17 protein-coding genes and 1 tRNA gene are annotated in these 20,780 nt (G+C 67.4%); 8 read left to right on the forward strand and 10 right to left on the reverse strand.

All coding sequences use genetic code 11. The features are described from left to right. The first annotated feature begins 161 nt into the window (after positions 1-161). Entirely contained in the window at positions 162-428 is a 267-nt protein-coding gene (locus tag AC1DKQ_RS16535; RefSeq protein ID WP_476919598.1) for a hypothetical protein, read from the forward strand. Positions 429-648: 220 nt separating this feature from the next. After that, positions 649-1,695 carry an MsnO8 family LLM class oxidoreductase gene (locus tag AC1DKQ_RS16540; protein WP_476919599.1) on the forward strand — a complete coding sequence of 349 codons (1,047 nt, stop codon included), beginning with the start codon at positions 649-651 and terminating at the stop codon, positions 1,693-1,695. 92 nt (positions 1,696-1,787) lie between these two features. Here AC1DKQ_RS16540 and AC1DKQ_RS16545 read toward each other — a convergent pair whose 3' ends face one another. Together AC1DKQ_RS16545 and AC1DKQ_RS16550 are read right to left on the reverse strand one after the other, a co-directional pair. Further along, positions 1,788-2,081: a hypothetical protein gene (locus AC1DKQ_RS16545; protein ID WP_476919600.1), complete on the reverse strand. Its 294-nt coding sequence runs from the start codon at positions 2,079-2,081 to the stop codon at positions 1,788-1,790. Positions 2,082-2,646: 565 nt separating this feature from the next. Beyond that, positions 2,647-3,717, reverse strand: coding sequence for an FUSC family protein (locus tag AC1DKQ_RS16550; RefSeq protein WP_476919601.1), 1,071 nt, complete (start codon positions 3,715-3,717; stop codon positions 2,647-2,649). A gap of 108 nt (positions 3,718-3,825) precedes the next feature. Between AC1DKQ_RS16550 and AC1DKQ_RS16555 the strand changes: the two genes are divergently transcribed. Then, entirely contained in the window at positions 3,826-4,401 is a 576-nt protein-coding gene (locus AC1DKQ_RS16555) for a MarR family winged helix-turn-helix transcriptional regulator (protein ID WP_476919602.1), read from the forward strand. A gap of 168 nt (positions 4,402-4,569) precedes the next feature. Here AC1DKQ_RS16555 and AC1DKQ_RS16560 read toward each other — a convergent pair whose 3' ends face one another. Beyond that, entirely contained in the window at positions 4,570-5,010 is a 441-nt protein-coding gene (locus AC1DKQ_RS16560) for a rhodanese-like domain-containing protein (protein ID WP_476919603.1), read from the reverse strand. Positions 5,011-5,244: 234 nt separating this feature from the next. Here AC1DKQ_RS16560 and AC1DKQ_RS16565 point away from each other — a divergent pair, with 234 nt between their 5' ends. Continuing rightward, on the forward strand, positions 5,245-6,267 hold the full coding sequence (locus tag AC1DKQ_RS16565; RefSeq protein WP_476919604.1) for an LLM class flavin-dependent oxidoreductase: 1,023 nt from the start codon (positions 5,245-5,247) through the stop codon (positions 6,265-6,267). 88 nt (positions 6,268-6,355) lie between these two features. On the opposite strand, the gene AC1DKQ_RS16570 is transcribed toward AC1DKQ_RS16565, so the two are convergent. The 4 genes from AC1DKQ_RS16570 to AC1DKQ_RS16585 all read right to left on the reverse strand — a co-directional run bounded on the left by AC1DKQ_RS16570 (position 6,356) and on the right by AC1DKQ_RS16585 (position 10,726). Beyond that, on the reverse strand, positions 6,356-6,919 hold the full coding sequence (locus AC1DKQ_RS16570) for a DoxX family protein (protein ID WP_476919605.1): 564 nt from the start codon (positions 6,917-6,919) through the stop codon (positions 6,356-6,358). A gap of 549 nt (positions 6,920-7,468) precedes the next feature. Then, a complete protein-coding gene (gene selB, locus AC1DKQ_RS16575; RefSeq protein WP_476919606.1) occupies positions 7,469-9,259 on the reverse strand; it encodes a selenocysteine-specific translation elongation factor in 1,791 nt (596 codons plus the stop codon). 3 nt (positions 9,260-9,262) lie between these two features. Further along, a complete protein-coding gene (gene selA, locus AC1DKQ_RS16580) occupies positions 9,263-10,594 on the reverse strand; it encodes an L-seryl-tRNA(Sec) selenium transferase (protein ID WP_476919607.1) in 1,332 nt (443 codons plus the stop codon). Positions 10,595-10,631: 37 nt separating this feature from the next. After that, positions 10,632-10,726: transfer RNA gene (locus AC1DKQ_RS16585), tRNA-Sec, on the reverse strand. 42 nt (positions 10,727-10,768) lie between these two features. Here AC1DKQ_RS16585 and selD point away from each other — a divergent pair. Beyond that, the gene (gene selD / locus AC1DKQ_RS16590) at positions 10,769-11,794 is read left to right on the forward strand and encodes a selenide, water dikinase SelD (RefSeq protein WP_476919608.1); all 1,026 of its coding nucleotides are present in this window, start codon (positions 10,769-10,771) and stop codon (positions 11,792-11,794) included. 31 nt (positions 11,795-11,825) lie between these two features. Here the strand turns inward: selD and nrfD are convergent, their stop codons facing one another. The 3 genes from nrfD to fdh form a co-directional block, all read right to left on the reverse strand. Continuing rightward, entirely contained in the window at positions 11,826-12,914 is a 1,089-nt protein-coding gene (gene nrfD, locus AC1DKQ_RS16595) for an NrfD/PsrC family molybdoenzyme membrane anchor subunit (RefSeq protein ID WP_476919609.1), read from the reverse strand. Beyond that, complete coding sequence (locus AC1DKQ_RS16600; RefSeq protein WP_476919610.1) at positions 12,911-13,921, reverse strand: 4Fe-4S dicluster domain-containing protein; 1,011 nt, start codon at positions 13,919-13,921, stop codon at positions 12,911-12,913. Before AC1DKQ_RS16600 ends, nrfD begins: the two co-directional genes overlap by 4 nt. Before the next feature lie 113 nt (positions 13,922-14,034). Further along, a complete protein-coding gene (gene fdh, locus AC1DKQ_RS16605) occupies positions 14,035-17,370 on the reverse strand; it encodes a formate dehydrogenase (RefSeq protein ID WP_476919611.1) in 3,336 nt (1,111 codons plus the stop codon). Between the two features lie 248 nt (positions 17,371-17,618). Here fdh and AC1DKQ_RS16610 point away from each other — a divergent pair, with 248 nt between their 5' ends. The 3 genes from AC1DKQ_RS16610 (at position 17,619) to AC1DKQ_RS16620 (ending at position 20,742) form a co-directional block, all read left to right on the forward strand. Next, the gene (locus AC1DKQ_RS16610) at positions 17,619-18,614 is read left to right on the forward strand and encodes an NAD(P)-dependent oxidoreductase (protein WP_476885208.1); all 996 of its coding nucleotides are present in this window, start codon (positions 17,619-17,621) and stop codon (positions 18,612-18,614) included. 229 nt (positions 18,615-18,843) lie between these two features. Beyond that, positions 18,844-19,503 carry an SDR family oxidoreductase gene (locus AC1DKQ_RS16615; protein ID WP_476919612.1) on the forward strand — a complete coding sequence of 220 codons (660 nt, stop codon included), beginning with the start codon at positions 18,844-18,846 and terminating at the stop codon, positions 19,501-19,503. 405 nt (positions 19,504-19,908) lie between these two features. After that, the gene (locus AC1DKQ_RS16620) at positions 19,909-20,742 is read left to right on the forward strand and encodes an aldo/keto reductase (protein ID WP_476919613.1); all 834 of its coding nucleotides are present in this window, start codon (positions 19,909-19,911) and stop codon (positions 20,740-20,742) included. Positions 20,743-20,780 lie beyond the last annotated feature (38 nt).

The following is a 20,780-nucleotide window of genomic DNA, read 5'->3' on the forward strand; positions in this document are numbered from 1 at the left end:
CCTTGTCGGGCTGGACCGGGCACGGCCGTGGTCCATTTCGCCTGGCGGGTCTGCCGCCGGTCAGTTCACCGTTTCCGGCCGTCTCAGGCGGTGGCGAGTCGGGGGAAAGCACCTCTGCGCTACCGCGCTCGGTAGCGAAGGCCCGTCCGTCAGTAAACCCCTTGCGGCGCCACCTCTTCGGGCTTCTCGCCCACGCTAAGACCTGCCTGGATGAGTACGAGACTCTTGGGGACTTCGAGTTGCGGTCCACCATGGAACGTCTTTTCAAGAGCGTCAACCTTGCTGGTCGTGCATCAGGGAATTCCAAGTGGCAGGAAGCGAAGGACAAGTTTTGGTTCCCCACACTGTCCGGCCTCGCCATCAACGCTCCAACCACAATCATGACTGCGATGGCCTTGGCAGCGCCCGCAACCGGCGGCGCGGGCTAGTGAGTCTTTGGCCGAGACATCTGTCCTGGACGCGGCCAGCGAGGATGCCCCGGATCTTGGCGAAGTCGAACTTGCCGGACCTCTAGTCGAGTTCCAATTCGTACAGGGCCTGCTTGTTCCGGAGCTCCCGTCCGCACATTGGGTTGGACAGTGTCGGTCCCGGACTCCGTACCCGCGTTCCGGAGCGGAATTCTTCCTCGCTCGGAGTGGTTCCAGCAGTATGGCCCTTCCCCTTCCCCGGATTTCCATTCTCGACCGTGCCAACGCCCGGGACGGGTTTCCTGCTGCGGACGCCCTGAACCGGGTGCTGGAACGGGCCCAGCGGGCCGAGGAATGGGGTTACCACCGCTTCTGGGTCGCAGAGCACCACGCGGTGCCAGGCATTGCCGGTTCCGTTCCGGCCGTGCTGATGGCAGCCGTTGCTGCCCGGACGCACTCCATCCGGGTCGGTTCAGGAGGCATCATGCTTCCCAACCACCAGCCACTCGTGGTGGCCGAACAGGCGGCCACGCTGGAGGCTCTGCATCCCGGGCGGATCGACTTGGGCATTGGCCGGTCTGTCGGTTTCACCCCGGCAGTCCGGAGTGCGCTGCGCGCCGGGAAACAGGACGCGGAGCGGTTTGAAGACCAGCTGGCCCAACTGCTTGCTTACCTGTCCGGAGCCGCGCCCATCACTGCCCGGCCGCGGAACGATTCGGCTACACCGGTGTTCGTGCTGGCCACCGGTTCGGGAATCGATATTGCAGCCCGTGCCGGCCTGGCGGTGGTGCTGGGCGGGCCAGCCGTGTTCCGGACGGATCAGAACGGCACACTCCCGGCGCTGGAAAGGTACCGCGCACAGTTCCGTCCATCACGCTGGTTCGAGCGGCCCTTCATCCTGGTTTCCGCCAACGTAGCGGTGGCCGCGACCCGCCAGGCGGCGAGGGAACTGCTTCTGCCCGAAGCCGTCGCGCTGGCCCGCTCCAGGACCACCGGCGAATTCGCTGCCTTGGCGCCCGTGGGTCCGACCGAGTGGGCCGGGCTGACTCTCCGGGAAAAGGAAGCGGTCGAAAGGAGCCTGTCCACATCGCTCTACGGCACGGCCTCCGAGGTGCGGACCCAAGTCCAGCACCTGCTCGCGACCTCCGGAGCTAACGAGTTGCTGATCACGGGCGGAGCCTTCGACGTCGCGGCACAGGCGGAATCCGATCGGATCCTGGCCGGGCTCTTCCCCCAGGACGAGCGCCGCCGCATGGACGACCGCCGTGGATTCGCGGCATCCCAGTGACGCCCACCTGACTTGACGCCACCTGGCGCCCTCCCGGCGCGAGCAGCCATTCCGGCCTGGCCCGGTCCTATAAAGGGGCTGCGGTGGAGGAGCTACTGCTCGGCGCCGCCGTGCAGGGGGTCGTCGCTGGCGTCGCTGTCTGGTGTTGCGCCGAGGTCCTCCGGGGGCAGGTCGATGTTCCCGATCGCCTCGGACATATTGGGCATTCCGGGGACGCTGTAAGTATCCGGAAAGATGCCGTGGGCTTGTTCCTCGATCAGGGCTTCCTCTTCGCTGAAGCGGATCTCGTTCGCTTCGTCGCCGATGTCGCCCGGGACGTCCTCGCTGAACTTTGACGGGTTCGGAACTATAAAGCCGTTGAAGCTGTCTTCGCTGCTGCCGGTCATTGGTTCATCCTTTCCTAAAGCCCCAATCACCTCAGCGTATGCCCGGCAGCTCAGGTATGACCCGGATGCAACCGGGGGACTTTCAGGAGTGCCGGAGAGGGATAGGGCTGATGCGCACCCCGGCAGTGTTGCATTGGGATGTCCGGATGAGGGTGCGCATGGAGCCGTTTGCCAAGATCCGCTGAGACGCCCGCGTTGAGGGTTTGTCCATCCGTGGGCTGGCAAAGCGGTATCAGAGCGGCAGGGAAACCGTCCGGCAGGAATTGTCGGATCCTCTCCCGCCGGCGCGGAAGACTGCCGTGAGGTCGTCGCCCCGGCTGGAAGCGTTCAAATATGCGATCGATGCCATGTTGACGGAGGACACGACGGCGCCGAAGAAGCAGCGCATACCGCCCGCAGGATCCTGTCCGCTGTCCACAACCGGGGACAATTTTTATTCCTCTTACTGGGTGTCCCTATTTGGGTTGTGAGTGCACTCATCTGCCGATGATCGAGCCTCTACTGAAGTCGCCACGCGACAAGGAGCCCCGCGGCTGAGGGCAGGTTCGCCTCCACGTGGCCGCCTTTACACGTGGTCGAGCAGATGATCGCGCGGTGGGGTCCGGCTCGTAGGAGTGCGCCTTTCGTGGGTGATGACAGTGGCGGCTAGGGCGATGGTGAGGCCAATGACGGTCTCGAGGGCGCGCTCAGTCAGGAGGTTTCCGATCGGGGCTGGCAGCATGAGATCGCCGAGCAGAAGGGCCATCGGGGTGAAGAAGACCAGGCCGAGGCTGTAGTTGCGCCCGGTCGTCAGCTCGGTGCACGCCTGGAGCACGGCGATCACGATGATCGCGGCATAGCTGCTGGGGTGGGCGGCCAGGACGAGGGCTGCGACGCCGAGGCCGGCGGCGGTGCCGATCACCCGCTGGGCAGCGCGCGTGAGGCGGGCGTGCAGGTCGGGTGCCGACATGGGGACGGATGCCGTGACGAAGGTCCAGTAGGGGTGGCCGATGCCGCTGGTCGCGACGGCGAGGCCGGCGGCGGCGATACCGAGCAGATAGCGGGCGGCGTGGCGGCCCACCGGGTCGGACGGGCGTAGGGCGCGCCACGACAGCCGATACCGCACCGGGTCGCCGCCGTCGCGGGCGGTGCGACCCGGGAGGGCGAGCAGCAGCGCGAAGACGGCCGCGCCAGCCGCAGCGAGGGCGGCTGCGGGCACCGTGCTCAGCGCGATCGGGACCGTGGCCGAGGCTGTGAGGGCGAAGACCGGGTTGAGAGCTCCGGCCGGATGCCATCGGCCCAGCTCGGCTAGCACTACCGCGACGCCGGCCCAGGCGGCCGCGACCGGGACGAGCAGCCAGAGCCGGAACGGGACGGTCGCCACTAGGGCGCCGACGACGACGCCGACCACCAGCACCAGGCCCGCCTGCGCCTGCATGGCTAGGCGTACCCGAGCCGGCTCGTGTCGGCCGTACAGGGCGGTGAAGGCACCGATCGCCGCATACAGCAGCAGGTCGCCGCGACCGGACGCCAAGCAAGCCACCAGCGGCACGAAGATCGCCAGGCTTGCGCGCAGGGCGGTCCAATGGGCGCCGGCATGCGGGCCCAGGTCGAAGACGGTCGCCCACCAGGACCGCGTGGGGGTGGCCTGCGTCATTTTAACCTTCCGAGATGGTACAGGAATGAAGTACTTCAAGGTTACTACACCTATGAACTACTATTGTGGTTGACCGAGGCGACGGCCACGGGGGCGCGGAGGAGCCGGATGGATCAGGACGCAGAGGGCCTGCCCGCTCATGGCGACGTCGTGGACCGGATGCAGCGTGAGTGGGCACGGCTGCGCCCGGACCTGAGCTTCACCAGCCTCGGGGTGATCCACCGCGTGCTGCGCGCTTCCCGCCTCATCCTCGAAGCCAGCGACGCCTTCCTCGCCGACTACGGGCTCACCCGCGGCGAGCTGGACGTGCTTTCCGCGCTGCGCCGTACGGGCGAACCTCTGAGCCCAACGACGCTGGCCCAGACGCTGCTTGCCCCGCGCTCCGCGATCACCATGCGGCTGAACGCCCTCCAGGCTCGGGGACTGCTGAGCCGGACGGCCAACCCGGCCGACGGCCGCTCGTCCCTGCTGGTCCTCACCGACACCGGCGCCGCGCTCGTGGACGAGGTGATTCCCGCCCAGCTCGCCCTCGAAGATGCCCTACTCGCCGAAGCCCCGGCCTGGGCCATCGAGGGCTTGGTCGAACCCCTGCGGGCACTGACCTCCGTGTGGGAGCAAGGACGCGGCCACCAAGCCGGGTCCAGCAAGGACCGGCGGTACGGCGCGATCGAGCCCTCCGGATGAGCCGCAGCAGCGCGCGCTTCGGGTGAGCATCAGCCGACGCGCTACCGCGTTCCGCGTGGTAGACCACCAACGGCGCTCTGCTCCAACCTGAGGACGAAGAACTACCGCGCGATGCGCGGTGGTCATTAGCCCTGCCGGCTCCCGACGCCGGCAGCTTGTTTGGAGGGACTATTTGCGCAACGCTGCCCAAGCTTGGAAACCGCCGATAAGGTCGGTCGCACGGGTCAGTCCCAGCCGTCGCAGGGTGTGTGCAGCGAGACTGGAGCTGTAGCCTTCATTGCAGACCACCACGATCCGCCGTGCGGGGTCGTCAGCGATCGGGAGCCGGTGGGGGCTGGAAGGGTCCAGCCGCCACTCGAGAACGTTTCGGTCAATAACGACCGCTCCCGGAAGATCACCGTCGCGGTCTCGCTGATCGACGGGCCGCGTGTCGACAACAAGGGCGCCCGCTGCCATCTCCCGCTCAAGATCCGAAGCGTGAACACGCTCGAGCCCCATGCGGCTCTCAAGTAGTAATTCGTTGATCGTAAGGGTCTCAGGGGAATCGCTCGGATCTAAGACCCGTTGGCAGATCGGAACGCCGTCATCGGAAATATCACACTGCTTCACGGTTTTCCTCGCTCTGCCTGCTGATCCGTCGGTCGTTCCACCCCCCGAGCGGAACCATGAGCTATTTCGGTCATCAATCCAAGGGTATGGAGGGAATCATGTCAATACACGTCAGCTACGCAATACGTGCCATGCCCGACCCTGTTGTCGGGCGGGCTCGCCCGCGCCGCGGGAGGAGGCGCGAGGCTGAGGCCCCGCGGGAATAAGAACCCCCGCCACCATGTTGGTTGTGGTGTGAAAAACATCGGATTCCTGTCCTTTGGCCATTGGACCGACCACCCGGAGTCCGGCACGCGCAGCGCGTCGGATGCGCTGTTGCAGGCGATCGACCTCGCGGTCGCGGCCGAGGAGTTGGGGGCGGACGGCGCCTACTTCCGCGTCCACCACTTCGCGCAGCAATACGCCTCCCCGTTCCCGCTGCTCGCTGCGATCGGGGCACGGACAAGCCGCATCGAGATCGGTACCGGCGTGATCGACATGCGCTACGAGAACCCGCTCTACATGGCGGAGGACGCCGGCGCGGCCGACCTGATCTCGGGCGGCCGGCTGCAGCTGGGCATCAGTAGGGGTTCACCCGAGCAGGTCATCGACGGGTGGCGTCACTTCGGCTTCGCACCCGCCGATGGCGAGTCGGACGCCGACATGGGCCGCAGACACACCGAGCGTCTGCTCGAGGTGCTCACTGGCGAGGGCTTCGCGGCGCCGAGCCCCCGACCGATGTTCCCGAACCCTCCGGGCCTGCTGCGCGTGGAGCCGCACTCGGAGGGCCTGCGCGAGCGCATCTGGTGGGGTTCCGGCTCGAACGCCACGGCCATCTGGGCGGCGAAGCTTGGCATGAACCTCCAGAGCTCCACGCTCAAGGATGACGAGAGCGGCAAGCCGTTCCATGTCCAGCAGGCCGAGCAGATCGAGCTCTACCGGCAGGCCTGGAAGGAAGCGGGGCACGAGCGGGAGCCGCGCGTCTCGGTCAGCCGCAGCATCTTCGCACTGACGGACGAGCGCGACTGGCAATACTTCGGCCGCGACCGCCACAGCTCCGACCAGGTGGGCAACATCGACGAGAAAACGCGCGCGGTCTTTGGCCGGTCCTACGCGGGTGCCCCGGACGAACTGGCCGCGAAGCTGGCCGAGGACGAGGCGATCGCTACGGCAGACACCCTACTGCTCACGGTCCCGAACCAGCTCGGTGTCGACTACAACGCCCACGTCATCGAATCGGTCCTGAAGTATGTGGCGCCGCAGCTCGGCTGGCGCTGACCCCGCGCGGCAGATTCCCCCTTGGAGACTGCTGAATTAGTGGCCTGGTTGGCCAACGCCTGGGTGGCTGAGGCGTGACGGGATGGGCTTAGCCTTCTTCCACCGGGGATCCGGAATCCGGTGCCAACGTGTCGTTGGCCAGGGCTTTACGCCGGCGGTAGATCTGGATGCCGATGGCTGCCGGTATCACGGCTAAGGCAGCCGCCCGCATCCAGGGCCGGTCCAGGACATGACCGGTGAGCGAGTCCAGGGAGAAGGGTCCGGGCCCTCCGATGGTGAACGATGCTGCCGCCAGGCCCAGCACCGCGGGGTACTCCAGGCCGCCCTCGGTGGCGAAGAAGCCGTTCGGGGCGTGGACGCTGGCCGCGACGCCCATCGTGGTGGCAGCGGCGGCGCCGGCGGCCGGAGTGGCCAGTCCCAGAGCCAGGGCAAGGCCGGCTCCTGCTTCACCCACGCCTGCGAGGATGGCACTGGGTTTTGCTGGGCGAAAGCCCATGGCGTGCATGCCCTTGCTGGTGCCTTCGATTCCTCCTCCGCCGAACCAGCCGAAGAGTTTCTGGGATCCGTGAGCGATGAGCACGCTTCCGAGGGCGACCCGGAACAGGGTCTGTGCGGCGGCGGCAGCCTCAGGGCTGGTCTTTGCGTGGCTCATAGGGGTCCTCCTTGGATGGGCTGTGGCGCTGCGCCGGCCGGCGCTCCTTGTCCAGCACGATTCTACGTCGGCGGGACGAACCGGTCACGGGAACGTCATCTCTGGGGTCAACGGGTGAATGCACATACCTTCGTTCTGCAGCTGCGAAGGCACCCTCCGGAGCTGCGACGGCGGCGGGGAACCACGCATTGGGGGACTGATATCCACTCGGCCAAGTCCAGCTACGAGTCGATGAAATCAAAGTACGACACGTTGGAGAACGGCATGACGGCCCGCGAAGCCAAGGCCGCCTCCGCAAAACAGAGGTCGGAAAGGCCGAAGCCTCTGTGAAGACCGCCGAAGCCGAGGTCAAGAAGCGCGAAGAAGCAGTAACCGGCGCCGAGAAGACGAAGGCGGCCAACACCATCGGCGATGGAACCTGGACCGTCGGTACGGACATCGAACCGGTAACCTACCGGGCCACAGCCGACGTCGGCTCCTCCTGCTACGGGGGCATCTACGCCACCGGGAGCAACGGCAGCATCATCATCGAGAGGCTAAGCGCCCAGGTCACCGCACCACGGTGCGGTGACCGGCATCCAGGCGCTGGGTCCAGCCGCGTGAGTCCAGATATTCAAGCAACGGAACCGCGACCCGTCGAGTTGTGCCGAGGGCTTGGCGTGCCTGGCTCGTGGTGAAGGGCTGCTCCAAGCGGGCCAGTTCACGCATCGCAAAGGCCGGTGCTGTAGGCAGCAGCACCACCCCATCACGCAACCGCAACAGCCGCCCGGCGCGCTCGGCGGCAGCGAGCTCCCGGGCGCCCAGGCCCAGCGTGGTCAGCTCATCGGCTTCCGGGGCATGGAAGGCGTCTGCAGTCAGCCTGCGCTCCAGCTCGGCGACCGCCGGCCCGACGGCGCCAAGGTTGCCTTGGGTGCCTGGCAGCCGGACGTGGCCGCCCTCCTGTTCGAGGCCTGCTTCGCTGATGACCGGGTCAAGTAGCCGCTCATCGGGCAGCTTGAGGAGGTCCCGGGCCGCGCCCCGGGAAAGGCCCGGGGCGAGGGGATCGCGCTCATGCAGTTCCGCGAGTGCCGTGCGCAGCCGACGCTGCCATGCCTCGAAGAGGGGAGCGTGCACCCACCAGTCGCCGAGTACCCGGACGCCGGGGGGCGCCGCCTCGTGCGCAGACAACAGCCCGAGCCGACGCAGGTGTTCTTCCTGCACGGCCCCGCGGCCTGCCACTTCCCCAAGCACGTCTCCGGCGGGGTCCATGCCTGCGAGCCGCTCAGCCCAGTGGACGCCGTCCCCGCGCCGCCGCAAGGCCGGCGGGTCGGCGTCGAGCACCTGCGCGCCACCCAGCACCGAGCGGGTCCCGGGGTCCCGCAGCACCAGACGGTCTCCGAGAACGAGCGGCAGGCGCCGGTCCAGGACAAGCCGCGCGTGGTCTGCACCGAAGGGGCGCAGCCGGGCCGGCACGGCAGCAGTGCCGGCATGCACCATGAGCTGCTCCGGTACGTCCGTATAGGCCACGCCGGTAGTGCGCTGGATGCCCAGGACGCCCGTGACGGGCCACGCGTCGGGGGTCAGCAGCGCGTCTCCCCGGCGGACGTCGGCGGCGGAAACATCGCGCAGGTTCAGCGCCACCCGGTTGACCGGCCCCAGCGAGGAGTACGACGTGTCGCGGCTTTGCAGGCCTCGGACCACCACGGACCGCGAACCATCGTGGCCAAGCAGCTGCAGCCGGTCACCTTGAGCGAGCGTCCCCGCTGCCAAAGTTCCGGTCACCACGGTTCCGGCACCCTTGATGGTAAACGAGCGGTCCACCCACAGCCGGAGCCGCCCTGTGGTGGCGGGGACGGGCACCCCGGCCAGAACGCCGTCGAGCGTGGCACGCAGTTCGGCCAGGCCGGTGCCCTCGACCGCAGACACAGCTACTGCGGGCGCATCCGCCAGGCCTGTCCCGGCCAGCTCTCTGCGGGTCCGGGCGAGCACTTCACCAATCTGCCCGGGCGCCCGGTCGGTGCGGCTGATGACCACGACGCCGTACTCGATGCCCAGGGCCGCGACGGCGTCCCGGTGGTCGCTTGACTGCGCCTGCCAGCCTTCATCGGCAGCGACGACGAAGCAGACGACGGGAGCGGGCCCGATTCCGGCGAGCATGTTCCCGAGGAATCGTTCGTGGCCCGGTACGTCCACGAAGGCAACATCCTGCCCGGAAGGCAGCGTAGTCCAGGCGTAGCCCAGGTCGATGGTCAGCCCGCGGCGCCGCTCTTCCTCCCAGCGGTCCGGTTCCATGCCGGTAAGCGCGCGCACCAGCGTGCTTTTGCCGCAATCGACGTGTCCGGCGGTGGCAACGACATGCACGGTTCAGCCCTCCCTGCCTGCATCCGAACCCGTGAGGGTTGCCAGCGCCTGGCACACCGCGTCGAGTATCCGGTCATCGTCCTCTTCGGGTACGCAGCGCAGATCGAGCAGGCAGGAACCGTCGTGGACGCGCGGGAGTACGGCCGGATCCCCGGTACGCAAGGGGCCCGCGAGCGCTTCGGGGAGCCGGAGCGCCCACCCCTGCAGGGCGACACCGGGTGCTCCGCCGCCGCCGGCACGGCCGTCGTGCGCCACGACCGGTACCCCGAGGGCCGCGGCGAGCCGGTCGGTACGGTTCCGCAACCACTCCGGGTCCGCGTGCAGGGCCCGGACAACCGGCGGTGCTTCGCCCGCGACCGTCGCCTCCAGCGCCGCGAGGGCAAGTTTGTCGGCCCGCACCGCTCGGGCGAGCGGGTGGCGCGCCAGCCGGGAGATGATCTCCGTCCGGCCGAGCAGCAAACCGGCCTGGGGTCCGCCCAGCAGTTTGTCCCCGCTGGCGATGACGACGTCGGCCCCGCTGGCCAGCGCGGTGGCAGCGTCCGGTTCTTCGGGAAGGTGCGGATCGGGCGCCAGCAGTCCACTCCCGAGATCGGCCACGAGGGCAACCCCGTGCGCGGCGGCCAGCGGGCTCAGTTCGTCCAACGGAACAGCGGAGGTGAATCCGTCCACCCGGAAGTTGCTCGGGTGGACCTTGAGTACGCAGCCGGTGGCCGGTCCGAGGGCGTCGGCGTAGTCCCGCAGGTGCGTCCGGTTGGTCGTGCCCACCTCGCGCAGCGTCGCGCCCGTTGATTCGATCAGGTCGGGCAGCCGGAAGCCGGCACCGATCTCAACCAGTTCGCCGCGGCTCACCACCACCTCCCGGCCGGCGGCGAGGGCCGTGGTGGCCAGCACCAGCGCCGCAGCCCCGTTGTTGACCACCAGCGCGTCCTCGGCAACGGGACAGGCGGCGAGCAATGCAGCCCGGGCACCGGCGCCGCGGCGGGCGCGGCTGCCGGTTGCCAGGTCGAGCTCCACGTCGACGTAGCCGCTGGCGGCGACAAGTGCTTCAACCGCGGCCGCAGACAGCGGGGCGCGGCCGAGGTTGGTGTGGATGACTACGCCGGTTGCGTTGAGTACCGGGCGCAGGGTGGTCGCTGTGCGGGCAGCGACGGCGGCCAGCAGGGCCGGTTCCACCTGGCCGGGATCGAGTTCACCGCGCCGCGCCTGCTCCTGGGTTTGCCGGACGAGTTCGCGGATGAGCCGTGCACTCAGGCGTTTCCGGGCCGCGCGGATGGCCGGCAGGGCCAGCAGATCGTCGGTGCGCGGAATCAGGCGGCGGGGATCGACCTGGTCCACAGTCCCTCTTCCTTCCGCGGCATTGCGTGCCGGTGGTTGGCGGAGGCGGACGGGAATCGAACCCGCCAGGCCGAGATACTCAGCCTCACCGGTTTTGAAGACCGGGGGGCCCACCAGGACCCGGACGCCTCCGGGATCAATCTAGCAGATCGCCCACGGGGGTAACCTAGGGGAGTGAAAGAGACCCAGACGTCTATTCCGCAGCTTAACGAGGACGGCGTCGGCGCAGTCCGGCTCACCGGCTATGCCCACGGGGGTGGCTGCGCGTGCAAGATTCCGCCCGGCGAGCTCGAAGAAGCGGTGCGCGGCCTTACCGGCCAGCCAGGCGCGGACGTGCTGGTCGGTCTTGACAGCGGCGACGACGCAGCAGCCGTCCTGGTGCGCGGCGACCTGGCGGTGCTGTCCACCGCCGACTTCTTCACTCCCGTGGTCGACGATGCCTTTGACTGGGGCCGGATCGCTGCCGCCAACGCGCTCTCGGACATTTACGCGATGGGCGGCCGCCCGATCATGGCGATCAACCTCGTCGGCTGGCCCCGCGGCGTGCTGCCGCTGGAGTTGATGACTGAAGTACTCTGCGGCGGCCTGAGCGTCGCCTCCGAGGCGGCGTGCCCGGTGATTGGCGGGCATTCGATTGACGATCCGGAGCCGAAGTACGGCATGGCGGTCACCGGCGTTGCTCATCCCGACCGGTTGCTGCGCAACGACGCCGCCCAGCCCGGCCTGCCGCTCACGCTCACCAAGCCGATCGGCGTCGGACTGCTCAATAACCGGCACAAGCAGACCGGCGAAGTGTTCGCGGAAGCGGTAGCGACGATGACGCGCCTGAACCGCGACGCCGCCGAGTCCGCGGTGGCGGCGGGCGTGCGTGCGGCCACGGACGTGACAGGCTTCGGCCTGCTTGGACATTTGTACAAGATGTGCCGCGCCTCCGGAGTGGGGGCAGTGATCGACCGGACGGCGGTGCCACTCGTCGAGGGCGCCCGGGAGGCGTTGCGGGACGGCTTTGTCTCCGGCGGGACGCGGCGCAACCTCGATTGGGTTCGACCGCACCTACGGCCCGCCGCGGGCGTCACCGAAGACGACCTGCTGCTGCTGGCCGATGCACAGACCTCCGGCGGCCTGCTCGTCGTCGGCGAGGTGCCCGGCTATCCAGTGATCGGGCATACCGTCATCGGCCAGGGCATCGAGATCCGCTGACCCCAGGATCCCCTGTACCACGGCAGACCCGTCAGCCGGCAGTAGTGATCGAGTCGCCGGTGATGCCGGCGGCGCGGCGGGCGGCGAGGCGGTTCTTCTGCGGTTCGATCGTGTAACGCGGGTCCCGAGCCGAGGACAGGCCGGCCTCGAACACGCCGAACCGGGTCAGCGCCGAGGCGGCCAGCAGTGCCAGTCCCGACGCCGCGGCCACCGCCCGGTTGCGTCCGCCCAGCAGTGTCCCCAGTCCGCCCGCAGCCGCCAACCGCTCGCTCCATTTCAGCATGACACCTGCCTTGCCCTGGTGCAGGGGCTCGGCCACCACCGGGTCCATCCGGTGCTCCATCACCCGCATGGCAACCACGTCACCCATCACGCCCAGCACAGCAAGTTTTCGGGCCGGACCCGCCTCTCGGACCGGAGTCGTTATCATCGCGAGCCCGGCAGAAGCGAGGGCCGCGGAACTCACGAAAACGAATGGCAATTCCTCGTGCGCGGCGTTCCAGGTGGGTGTGGCCGTGTCACCGAGCAGGACCGCCGTGTACGCCGCCAGCGGTCCGGCGAAAAGCGCGGCCTCGAAGCCCGCCGGTCCCTCGACCGCTTGCAGCAAGTTCCGCAACGGACCCAGCGGCAACCGCGCCCCGGTCATTCGATCGACTTCCGCTGCCGCCGAGACTGCCGTGCCGACGCTGAACGCGCTCAGAATCCACGAGCCCACACTCATCGGTGAGGTCAGCTTGATGGTCCGCAGCATGTTCAGGAAGCGCTCCGGCCTGCCCAGATCCTTCACCAGGGCAACAGCACCCAAGCTCACCGCCGTCAAGGCACTCAGCCGGGCATTCCGGCGCAGCGTCGGCCGCCCGGTCAGCTGGCCGCCGAGACCAAGCAGTGCGGAACCGGCTGCGACACCGCCAAGGAACAGGTAGGCGGCCACATCTTCGGTCCAGGGTGCCGGCTTGACCACCGGACGGCCGTAGTACGAGGTGAATTCCGGCTCCGGGACCATAGGCATTTCACGGGAACCGTCACCGGCGTCGCGGCGTCCGGTGCCGCGCTTGCCGCCAGCCCGGCGACGGCGGGCAGGCTCGGGCGGCCGAAAGCTGTCGAACTCAGAGTGGGTCACGCGCGCCCTCCCAGGAAAGCCAGAGCCGCAGCGGCGACCATGCCGGCGACGGCCATACCGGCCCGCCGGTACATCTGCGGCAGATCGGCTGTGGGCACTCTCGGATCGGGCGGAAGTCCATACACTTCCGGTTCGTCGAGCAGGAGGAAGACCGCTCCGGTTCCGCCGACGCCGTCGAGTTCGTTCGCACCATAGAGCCTGGCTTCCGTGAGTCCCTGCTCGTGCAGGGAGACCACCCGTTCCCGGGCCGTCTCCACCATGTCGTCGTGGTTGCCGAATTTGATGGATGTCGTCGGACAAGCTTTAGCGCAAGCGGGCGTCTCATCGTTGACCAGGCGGTCGTAGCACAGCGTGCACTTCTGGGCGACGCCGACGTTGGGGACGGCCGGATGCTTGGCGTGCTGCTCCTCCCGCTGGGCGGCCACCGCCACCATGCCGTCGCTGCGGCGCTCAATCACGCCGAACGGACACCCGGCGACGCAGGTTCCGCAGCCGTTGCACACGTCGTCCTGGACCACCACAGTGCCGAACTCCGTGCGGAAAAGCGCTCCGGTCGGGCAGACATCCAGGCACCCGGCGTGCGTGCAGTGCTTGCAGACATCGGAGGACATCAACCATCGGAAGTCTGCCGTGTCCGGCGGCGTCGTATCCACGTTCGCCAGGTCCGGCCCGGCGGACGCTGCCGTCGGCGGCGGGCCGATGCGGGGCATGCCGAGGTTGACCAGCGCGCGCCCGGACTCCCGCGCCTCGGTAATACGTTCCTGGCCCTGTTCAACGAAGGCGACATGCCGCCAGGTGCTGGCGCCGAGCCCTCCGGTGTTGTCATAGGAAGATTCCAGCAGCTCCAGGTTCCCGTCTTGGGGGTTGTGGTTCCACTCCTTGCAGGCCACTTCGCACGCCTTGCAGCCGATGCAGATGGAGGTGTCTGTGAAGAACCCCTTGCGGGGCTGCAGATCCTCCCACCGGGCATCGGCGGCGGGGTCGGTCGGTCCGGACAGCTGGCCCATCTAATCCTCCAACGTCGAGTCGGTATCCGGAACGCTGCCAGAGCGCACCGGCTGTGCAGGCGGAGCAGGCGGTGCATGGTGTGGCCCCGCCGGACCGGCAGTGAAGATGCCCATCATCCTGGTCGGCCGTCGGTGCGGCCATCCGCTCGGCGGCCCAGGTCCAGGCTTTCTGCGCCCGGATCGGTAACCAGTCGGTTCCCGGTCTCGGTCGTCGCTCCGGCCCGGGCCTGGTACTCAGCAACCAGGTCAAGGAGCTCCGCCCCGCGCGGCCGGCGGCCCGGGCGGATGTCACAGGAGGCGGCCTTGGATTCCTGGATCTGGACGTTGGGGTCCAGCGTCACGCCCAACAGGTCGTTGGCCGCGTCACCGCTGACGACAGCATCCGCTCCGACGCCCCAATGGTAGGGCAACCCGATCTGATGGACGGTGTGGCCGCCAACGGCCAGGGGTTTCATCCGTTGGGTGACGAGCACCTTCGCCTCGATGGCGGAGCGGGCCGAAATGATCGTGGCCCACCCGTAGGGCTCGAGTCCGCGCTCAGCGGCCAGCTCGGGAGAGACCTCGCAGAACATTTCCGGTTGCAGCTCCGAGAGGTACGGCAACCAGCGGCTCATTCCGCCGGCAGTGTGGTGTTCAGTGAGCCGGTACGTGGTGAAGACGTAGGGATAGACGTCCGCGCCACTGGTACCGGCGCTTGGTGCGCTGAGGTTGTCGGCGCGGGGGTACACCAGCCGGGCCGGATTTTGCTGCTGCGGGTAAAGCCCGTTGGCCACCGGCGATTCCTGCGGTTCGTAGTGGGTGGGAAGAGGACCGTCGACGACGCCCGAAGGCGCGAACAACCAGCCCTTGCCGTCTGCCTGCATGATGAAGGGGTCATCTCCGGTCAAGGCGGCCGGACCACCGAGATCGGGGTCGGGCTGGCTGCCCGGAGCACGGTCAACCGGGAAGTCGGGCACGTCGTCTCCGACCCACCGTCCCTGTTCCTGGTCCCACCAGATGTATTTCTTCCGCTCGCTCCACGGTTTACCGGCCGGGTCAGCCGACGCCCGGTTGTAGAGGATCCGGCGGTTGGCCGGCCACGCCCAGCCCCATTCCGAGGCGGCAGGTCCTTGCTCCTGGCCCGGTTTCCGGTTGGCGGCATGGTTGATGCCGTCGGCGTAGACGCCGGTGTAGATCCAGCAGCCCGCCGACGTGGAACCGTCGGCGCGCAGCTCCGTATACGCGGAGAGCGGTTTGCCCGCGTCCGGGCCACTGAGGTGGCGGCCGTTGATCTCGGCCAGCACCGCCTCGCCGTCGGGCTCGCCGTGCTCGTCGGTGGGGTAATCCCAGGTGAGGTCGAGCAGCGGACGGTCGCGTTCGTCCTCCGAACCCGCCAGTCTTTCGCGGATCCGCTGGCCCAGCTCGAAGAAGAACTGCAATTCACTTTGGCACTCACCAGGCGGTGCCACCGCCTGGTGCCGCCACTGCAGCAGCCGTTGGGTCTGCGTGAACGAGCCGGCCTTTTCCACGTGGCTTGCTGCAGGCAGGAAGAACACTTCGGTCTCGATGTCTTCGGTGCGCAGTTCCCCCGATTCGATCTCCGGGCCGTCCTTCCACCAGGTCGCCGACTCGATCAGATTCAAGTCGCGCACCACCAGCCACTTCAAATGCGACATGCCCAGACGTTGCATGCGGCCGTTGGACGAGCCCACGGCGGGGTTCTGTCCGAGCAGGAAGTAACCCTCCACCTTGTCCGCGAGCATGTCCATCACCGTCTGGTACGTGCCGTGCGCTCCGGTCAGCCTGGGAAGGTAATCGTAGGCCCAGTCGTTCTCCGCGGTCGCGGCCTCGCCCCACCAGGCCTTCAGCAGGCTGATGGTGTAGGAGTCGGCGTCCGCCCAGAAGCCCTTCTGCTTCTTCGACGCGACCGCATCCAGGTATTCGCTGAAGGTGTCATGGCGCCCGACGCTGGGCATTGGCAGGTACCCGGGCAGCAGGTTGAACAAGGTCGGAATGTCCGTGGAACCTTGGATGCTTGCATGGCCGCGCAGGGCCATGATTCCGCTGCCCGGGCGGCCCACATTGCCGAGCAGAAGTTGCAGGATGGCGGCGGCCCGGATGAACTGCGCTCCGAGCGAGTGCTGGGTCCAGCCGACAGCGTAGGCAAAGCACGTTGTCCGATCGCGCCCGGAATTTTCCGTGATGGCGTGGGCCAGATACTCAAAGTCCGCGACGTCGATGCCACACATGTCCTGGACCATCTCCGGGGTGTAACGGGCGTAGTGCCGCTTCAAGATCTGGAAAACGGTCCGGAGGTCCTGCAGGGTATCGTCACGCTGCACCTGGGCGTGTTCCAGGGCTGGACCGCCGCTGCCGAACTGGTCTCCCGCGGCACGATCCGACGCATGGGAGCCGTGCTCGGTGCCAGCCCCAGCGTCGTCGATAGTGCCTCCGCCCTGTTCCGCGTACGACCATGACGCCCTATCGTAAGCTCCCGTCTCCGGATCATAGCCGGAGAACAGTCCGCCCAGATCCTCGGCGTCGCGGTAATCGGCATGAACCAGCGTTGCCGCGTTGGTGTACGCGCTCACGTACTCCTTGAACCACAGGTCGTGCGTGATGACGTAGTTAATCAGCGCGCCCAGGAGGACGACGTCAGAGCCGGCCCGGATGGGAATGTGCTTGTCCGCGACGGCCGAGGTGCGCGTGAACCTGGGATCGATGTGGATGACCTTCGCTCCGCGGGCCTTGGCCTCTGCAACCCACTGATATCCCACAGGATGGCATTCGGCCATGTTGGAACCCTGAATGATGATGCAGTCGGCGTTGGCCATGTCTTGCAGTGATTGCGTTGCACCACCGCGTCCAAATGAGGCTCCCAAACTGGGAACCGTGGAAGAGTGTCAAATACGTGCTTGGTTCTCGATCTGCACTGCGCCGGCAGCCGTGAAGAGTTTCTTGATCAGGTAGTTCTCTTCGTTGTCCAGGGTTGCCCCGCCCAGTGAGGCTATGCCCATCGTGCGGCGAAGCAGCCGGCCTTCTTCGTCTTCCTGCTGCCACGTTCTGCGGCGGGAATCGACGAAGCGGTCCGCCACCATGTCGAGGGCAGTTTCGAGATCCAAATGCTGCCACTGGGTGGAGCGTGGCGCGCGGTAGAGCACTTCGGTCTGCCGGCCCGGCGAGTTGACCAACTGCTCGCTCGCAGAGCCCTTGGGGCACAACCGGCCACGGGAAATAGGCGAATCGGGATCGCCTTCGATCTGAACGACCTTTTCGTCCTTGACGTAGACCCGCTGTCCACAGCCCACGGCACAATACGGGCACACGCTCTGCACGACTCGGTCTGCGGTGGCCGTCCGCGGCGTGATCTCCCTCGTCCGCGGGGAGGTTACCGCCGGGCCGCGGCCCAGCAGGTCGCCCGTACTGAACTGCCGGACGACCGGCCACTGAAGAAAGCTGCGCCGAGCCATGGCAGGAGCCTACACAATCCGGGTCGCCGACGACAGAGTGGCGATGAAACTCGCCATGCTGCCCGTCGCCTGCGACGTTGCCGCGGGGCCATTGACGGAGACTGGTTCCGGTCCGCTCCGGCAGGGCTGATAAAGCCAAGCTGGATTCGTGTCGATGCCGCTATAAATGCAATGCCCCGCGACATGTGCGGCCAATGCACTGGAGGGCGGTGGCGAGGTAAAGTCGACCCTGCGCGCCACCAGCTGCTGTGTGGACCCTCCCTGAGCTGCAACACCGCCGACTGCAGCTCCCGGAGTGCCGGAGGCACCGACGCTATGACAGGCCGTGCCTCGGCCGGACAATTCATTCCAAGAAAATTCCTCATTCCAAGAAAATTCCGTCAAAGGAGATCACCATGACAACCGTTGCAGTAATTGGTGCAGGTGCGCTCGGAGCGGCCATGGCTACCCGCTTAGCCGAAAGTGGTTTTGACGTTTGTTTGTGGAACCGCACCGCGGCCCGGGCTGAAGAGGTCGCTGCGGAGTCGGCCAGAGTGCTGGCGGCCCGAACCGTCGCGGTGGCCGTCGCAGACGCGGATATCGTGCTGACCGTGCTCCGCGACGGACCGGCCGTGGCCGCCGTGGCCGAAGAGATGCTGCCGGCCATGAGCTCCAACGCCGTCTGGGTTCAGGTCAGCACCGTCGGGCCGGCCGACGCACATAAGCTGCGCGACATTGCGGCCAGCCACGGCATCACCTTCCTCGATGCGCCGGTCTCGGGAAGCACCCCCCAGGCCCGGCAGGGGGCGCTGCTCTGGCTGGTTTCCGGCCAGGACGCCGCCGTGGACGTTGCCCGCCCGGTCCTGAAGGTCCTCGGCAAGGAAATTAATGTTGTCGGGGCCGGGCTGGAGGCCAGCGCCCTCAAACTGGCCGTGAACACATGGCTGGCAGCATCAACTGTCGCGACCGCCGACGTACTAAAAGTGTGCGAAGCCCTGGAAGTCCCCCACGAGACCCTGGTGAGAACCCTTCAAGCCACCCCGTTGGCGATGCCCTATGCGTTCGCCAAGATCGACCTCATGGAGAAGCAGCAGTATCCGGCAGGCTTCGCCGTCGACCTTGCCCTCAAGGACCTCGAGCTGACCTTGCAGAACGCGAAACTCAGGCTGCCTTTCCTGGAAGCAGTGCGCGAACGCCTCAAGGCAACTGTCAGGGCCGGTCGCGGTCGGGAAGACGTCGCAGCCGTGTATGAGGTGGAACAGTAAAGTATGGTCAGGCCAAAAGCGGTGCCACGGGCAAAGACAGGGGCAAGCCAGAACCAGAACCCTGCGCCCGGCATCGTCACTGCGCCCGGCAGGTGGGTGGACGACGTCGTGATCACTGTCACATAACCCTGTTGCGCTTTCACTTTTGGACGCCAAGCCGCCGGCAACGCCGCCGAATCTGATAGCGCAATGGGTGCCGGGATGGCGGAACGTGGGACAGAATGGGTCTATGACCCGAATCGCAATCATCGGCGGCCACGGAAAAGTGGCTAGGGAACTCTCCAAGGCCCTGGCGGCGGACGGGCAGGAGGTCACCTCCATCTTCCGCAATCCGGACCACGCGTCCGACGTCGCGGCAACCGGCGCCACCCCCGTCGTCCTGGACGTGGAGAACGCGACGACGGCGGAAATCGCCGAGGCGCTCGCGGGTCACGACGCCGTCGTATGGTCAGCCGGTGCCGGCGGCGGAAACCCCGGGAGGACCTACGCCGTGGACCGTGACGCCGCGATCCGCTCCATGGACGCTGCTGTCCAGTCCGGCGTCGGCCGCTACGTCATGGTGTCCTATCTTGGAGCCGGACCGGACCACGGAGTGCCCCGGGATAACCCTTTCTTCCACTACGCGGAGGCCAAGGCCGCCGCTGACTCCTACTTGCGAGGCACCAGCCTGGACTGGACCATCCTCGGCCCCGGCGCGCTCACGGACAAGCCGGGCAGCGGCCTGATTGACGTCCACGTCAACGAGACCTGGCAGGCTGCCGAAACCGCCCGCGCCAACGTCGCCCTCGTCGCTGCGGCCGCCCTGGAGCTGCCTGCCGCAATCGGCCGGACTATTGGGTTCCGTGACGGCAGCCAGCCCATCGCTGCAGCCCTGGCGGCGGCGGCCTAGCCCATTCGGGGAAAGCGGGCGCATGCAGCGGCTGGCACTCGGTACGCTCGGTATTTTCCGAGCCCACGGTCGCCTCGTCGTCGGCCCGGTCCAGGACTTCCACCGTGACCGCAGAAGCCGCGCGGCGCCGATCCCGGATTTAGGCCACCTATCGTGTCCTGCTCCGGCGGAGTAGATTGAAAAAACACGCTGCCGCCGGACAGGGTCACCGTCCGTGGTGCTAGCAGCACGGCCCGACCATCCGGCAGGGCCGGTGGACCTGTGGTAGAAGTGAGCCGTGGCCGGGCGGCCGGCACAATGTTTCGTCTGTCCGGAACAGCCGGGGGCGCGGTCCGCTGTGGTCCACTGCGAAAAGCGGGGCGCTGTGCTTCCCCCGGGAACGGGCATCTTCTGACGGGAGATACGATGCGCGAGATAGTTCTTCCGTCCGGTGAAGCTGTCCCGGTGCTCGGAATCGGAACGTGGGGAATGGGTGAGCGCCCCGGCGACGCCGCGCGCGAGACGGCGGCGATCCAGATGGCCCTGGACCTGGGGATGTCCGCGGTCGATACCGCCGAGATGTATGGCAACGGCGCCGCCGAGGAACTCGTCGGAAGGGCCTTGGGCGCACGCCGCAACGAAGCGTTCCTGGTCACCAAGGTCCTGCCGCAGAACGCCACGCTGCGCGGAACCGTCGCGGCTTGCGAGGGCAGCCTGCGTCGCCTTGGAACGGACAGGATCGACCTATATCTGTTGCATTGGCGGGGCGTTGCTCCCTTGGACGAAACGCTCGAAGCCTTCGAATACCTGCAGCGCCCCGGAAAGATCCGGCACTGGGGCGTTAGCAACCTCGACGTGGCGGACCTGGAAGACCTTATGCGCCTGCCCGGCGGCCAGAAGGTCGCGACCGACCAGGTGCTGTACAACCTGACCCGCCGGGGCATCGAGTTCGATCTGTTGCCCCGCTGCGTCGGGAGGGGCATCCCGCTGATGGCGTACTCGCCCCTGGAACAGGGTCGAATGCTGGACGATCCCGTGCTGGTCCGCATCGCAGCCGAACACGGCGCCAGCCCGGCGCAGATCGCCCTCGCCTGGGTGCTCAGGCGGCCGCTCGTCCTGGCGATTCCAAAGGCCTCAAGCCCGCACCATGTCCAGGAATGCCACCGAGCCCTCGACGTTCGGCTCACGCCCCGCGACCTGGCTGACCTGGATCGCGCCCATCCCCCGCCCACCCACAAACGCGTGCTCGAGGTGATCTAGGTGACCCCTTCGGAACCATCCAAATAAGAGGGGTTTCC

Source organism: Arthrobacter sp. 05L421, assembly GCF_056397785.1.

Coding starts and splice junctions, on each gene's coding strand:
- AC1DKQ_RS16620 (WP_476919613.1), top strand. CDS start 19,909: ATGCGCGAGATAGTTCTTCCGTCCGGTGAAGCTGTCCCGGTGCTCGGA.
- AC1DKQ_RS16550 (WP_476919601.1), bottom strand. CDS start 3,717: ATGACGCAGGCCACCCCCACGCGGTCCTGGTGGGCGACCGTCTTCGAC.
- AC1DKQ_RS16615 (WP_476919612.1), top strand. CDS start 18,844: ATGACCCGAATCGCAATCATCGGCGGCCACGGAAAAGTGGCTAGGGAA.
- AC1DKQ_RS16545 (WP_476919600.1), bottom strand. CDS start 2,081: ATGACCGGCAGCAGCGAAGACAGCTTCAACGGCTTTATAGTTCCGAAC.
- AC1DKQ_RS16540 (WP_476919599.1), top strand. CDS start 649: ATGGCCCTTCCCCTTCCCCGGATTTCCATTCTCGACCGTGCCAACGCC.
- AC1DKQ_RS16600 (WP_476919610.1), bottom strand. CDS start 13,921: ATGGGCCAGCTGTCCGGACCGACCGACCCCGCCGCCGATGCCCGGTGG.
- AC1DKQ_RS16555 (WP_476919602.1), top strand. CDS start 3,826: ATGGATCAGGACGCAGAGGGCCTGCCCGCTCATGGCGACGTCGTGGAC.
- AC1DKQ_RS16570 (WP_476919605.1), bottom strand. CDS start 6,919: ATGAGCCACGCAAAGACCAGCCCTGAGGCTGCCGCCGCCGCACAGACC.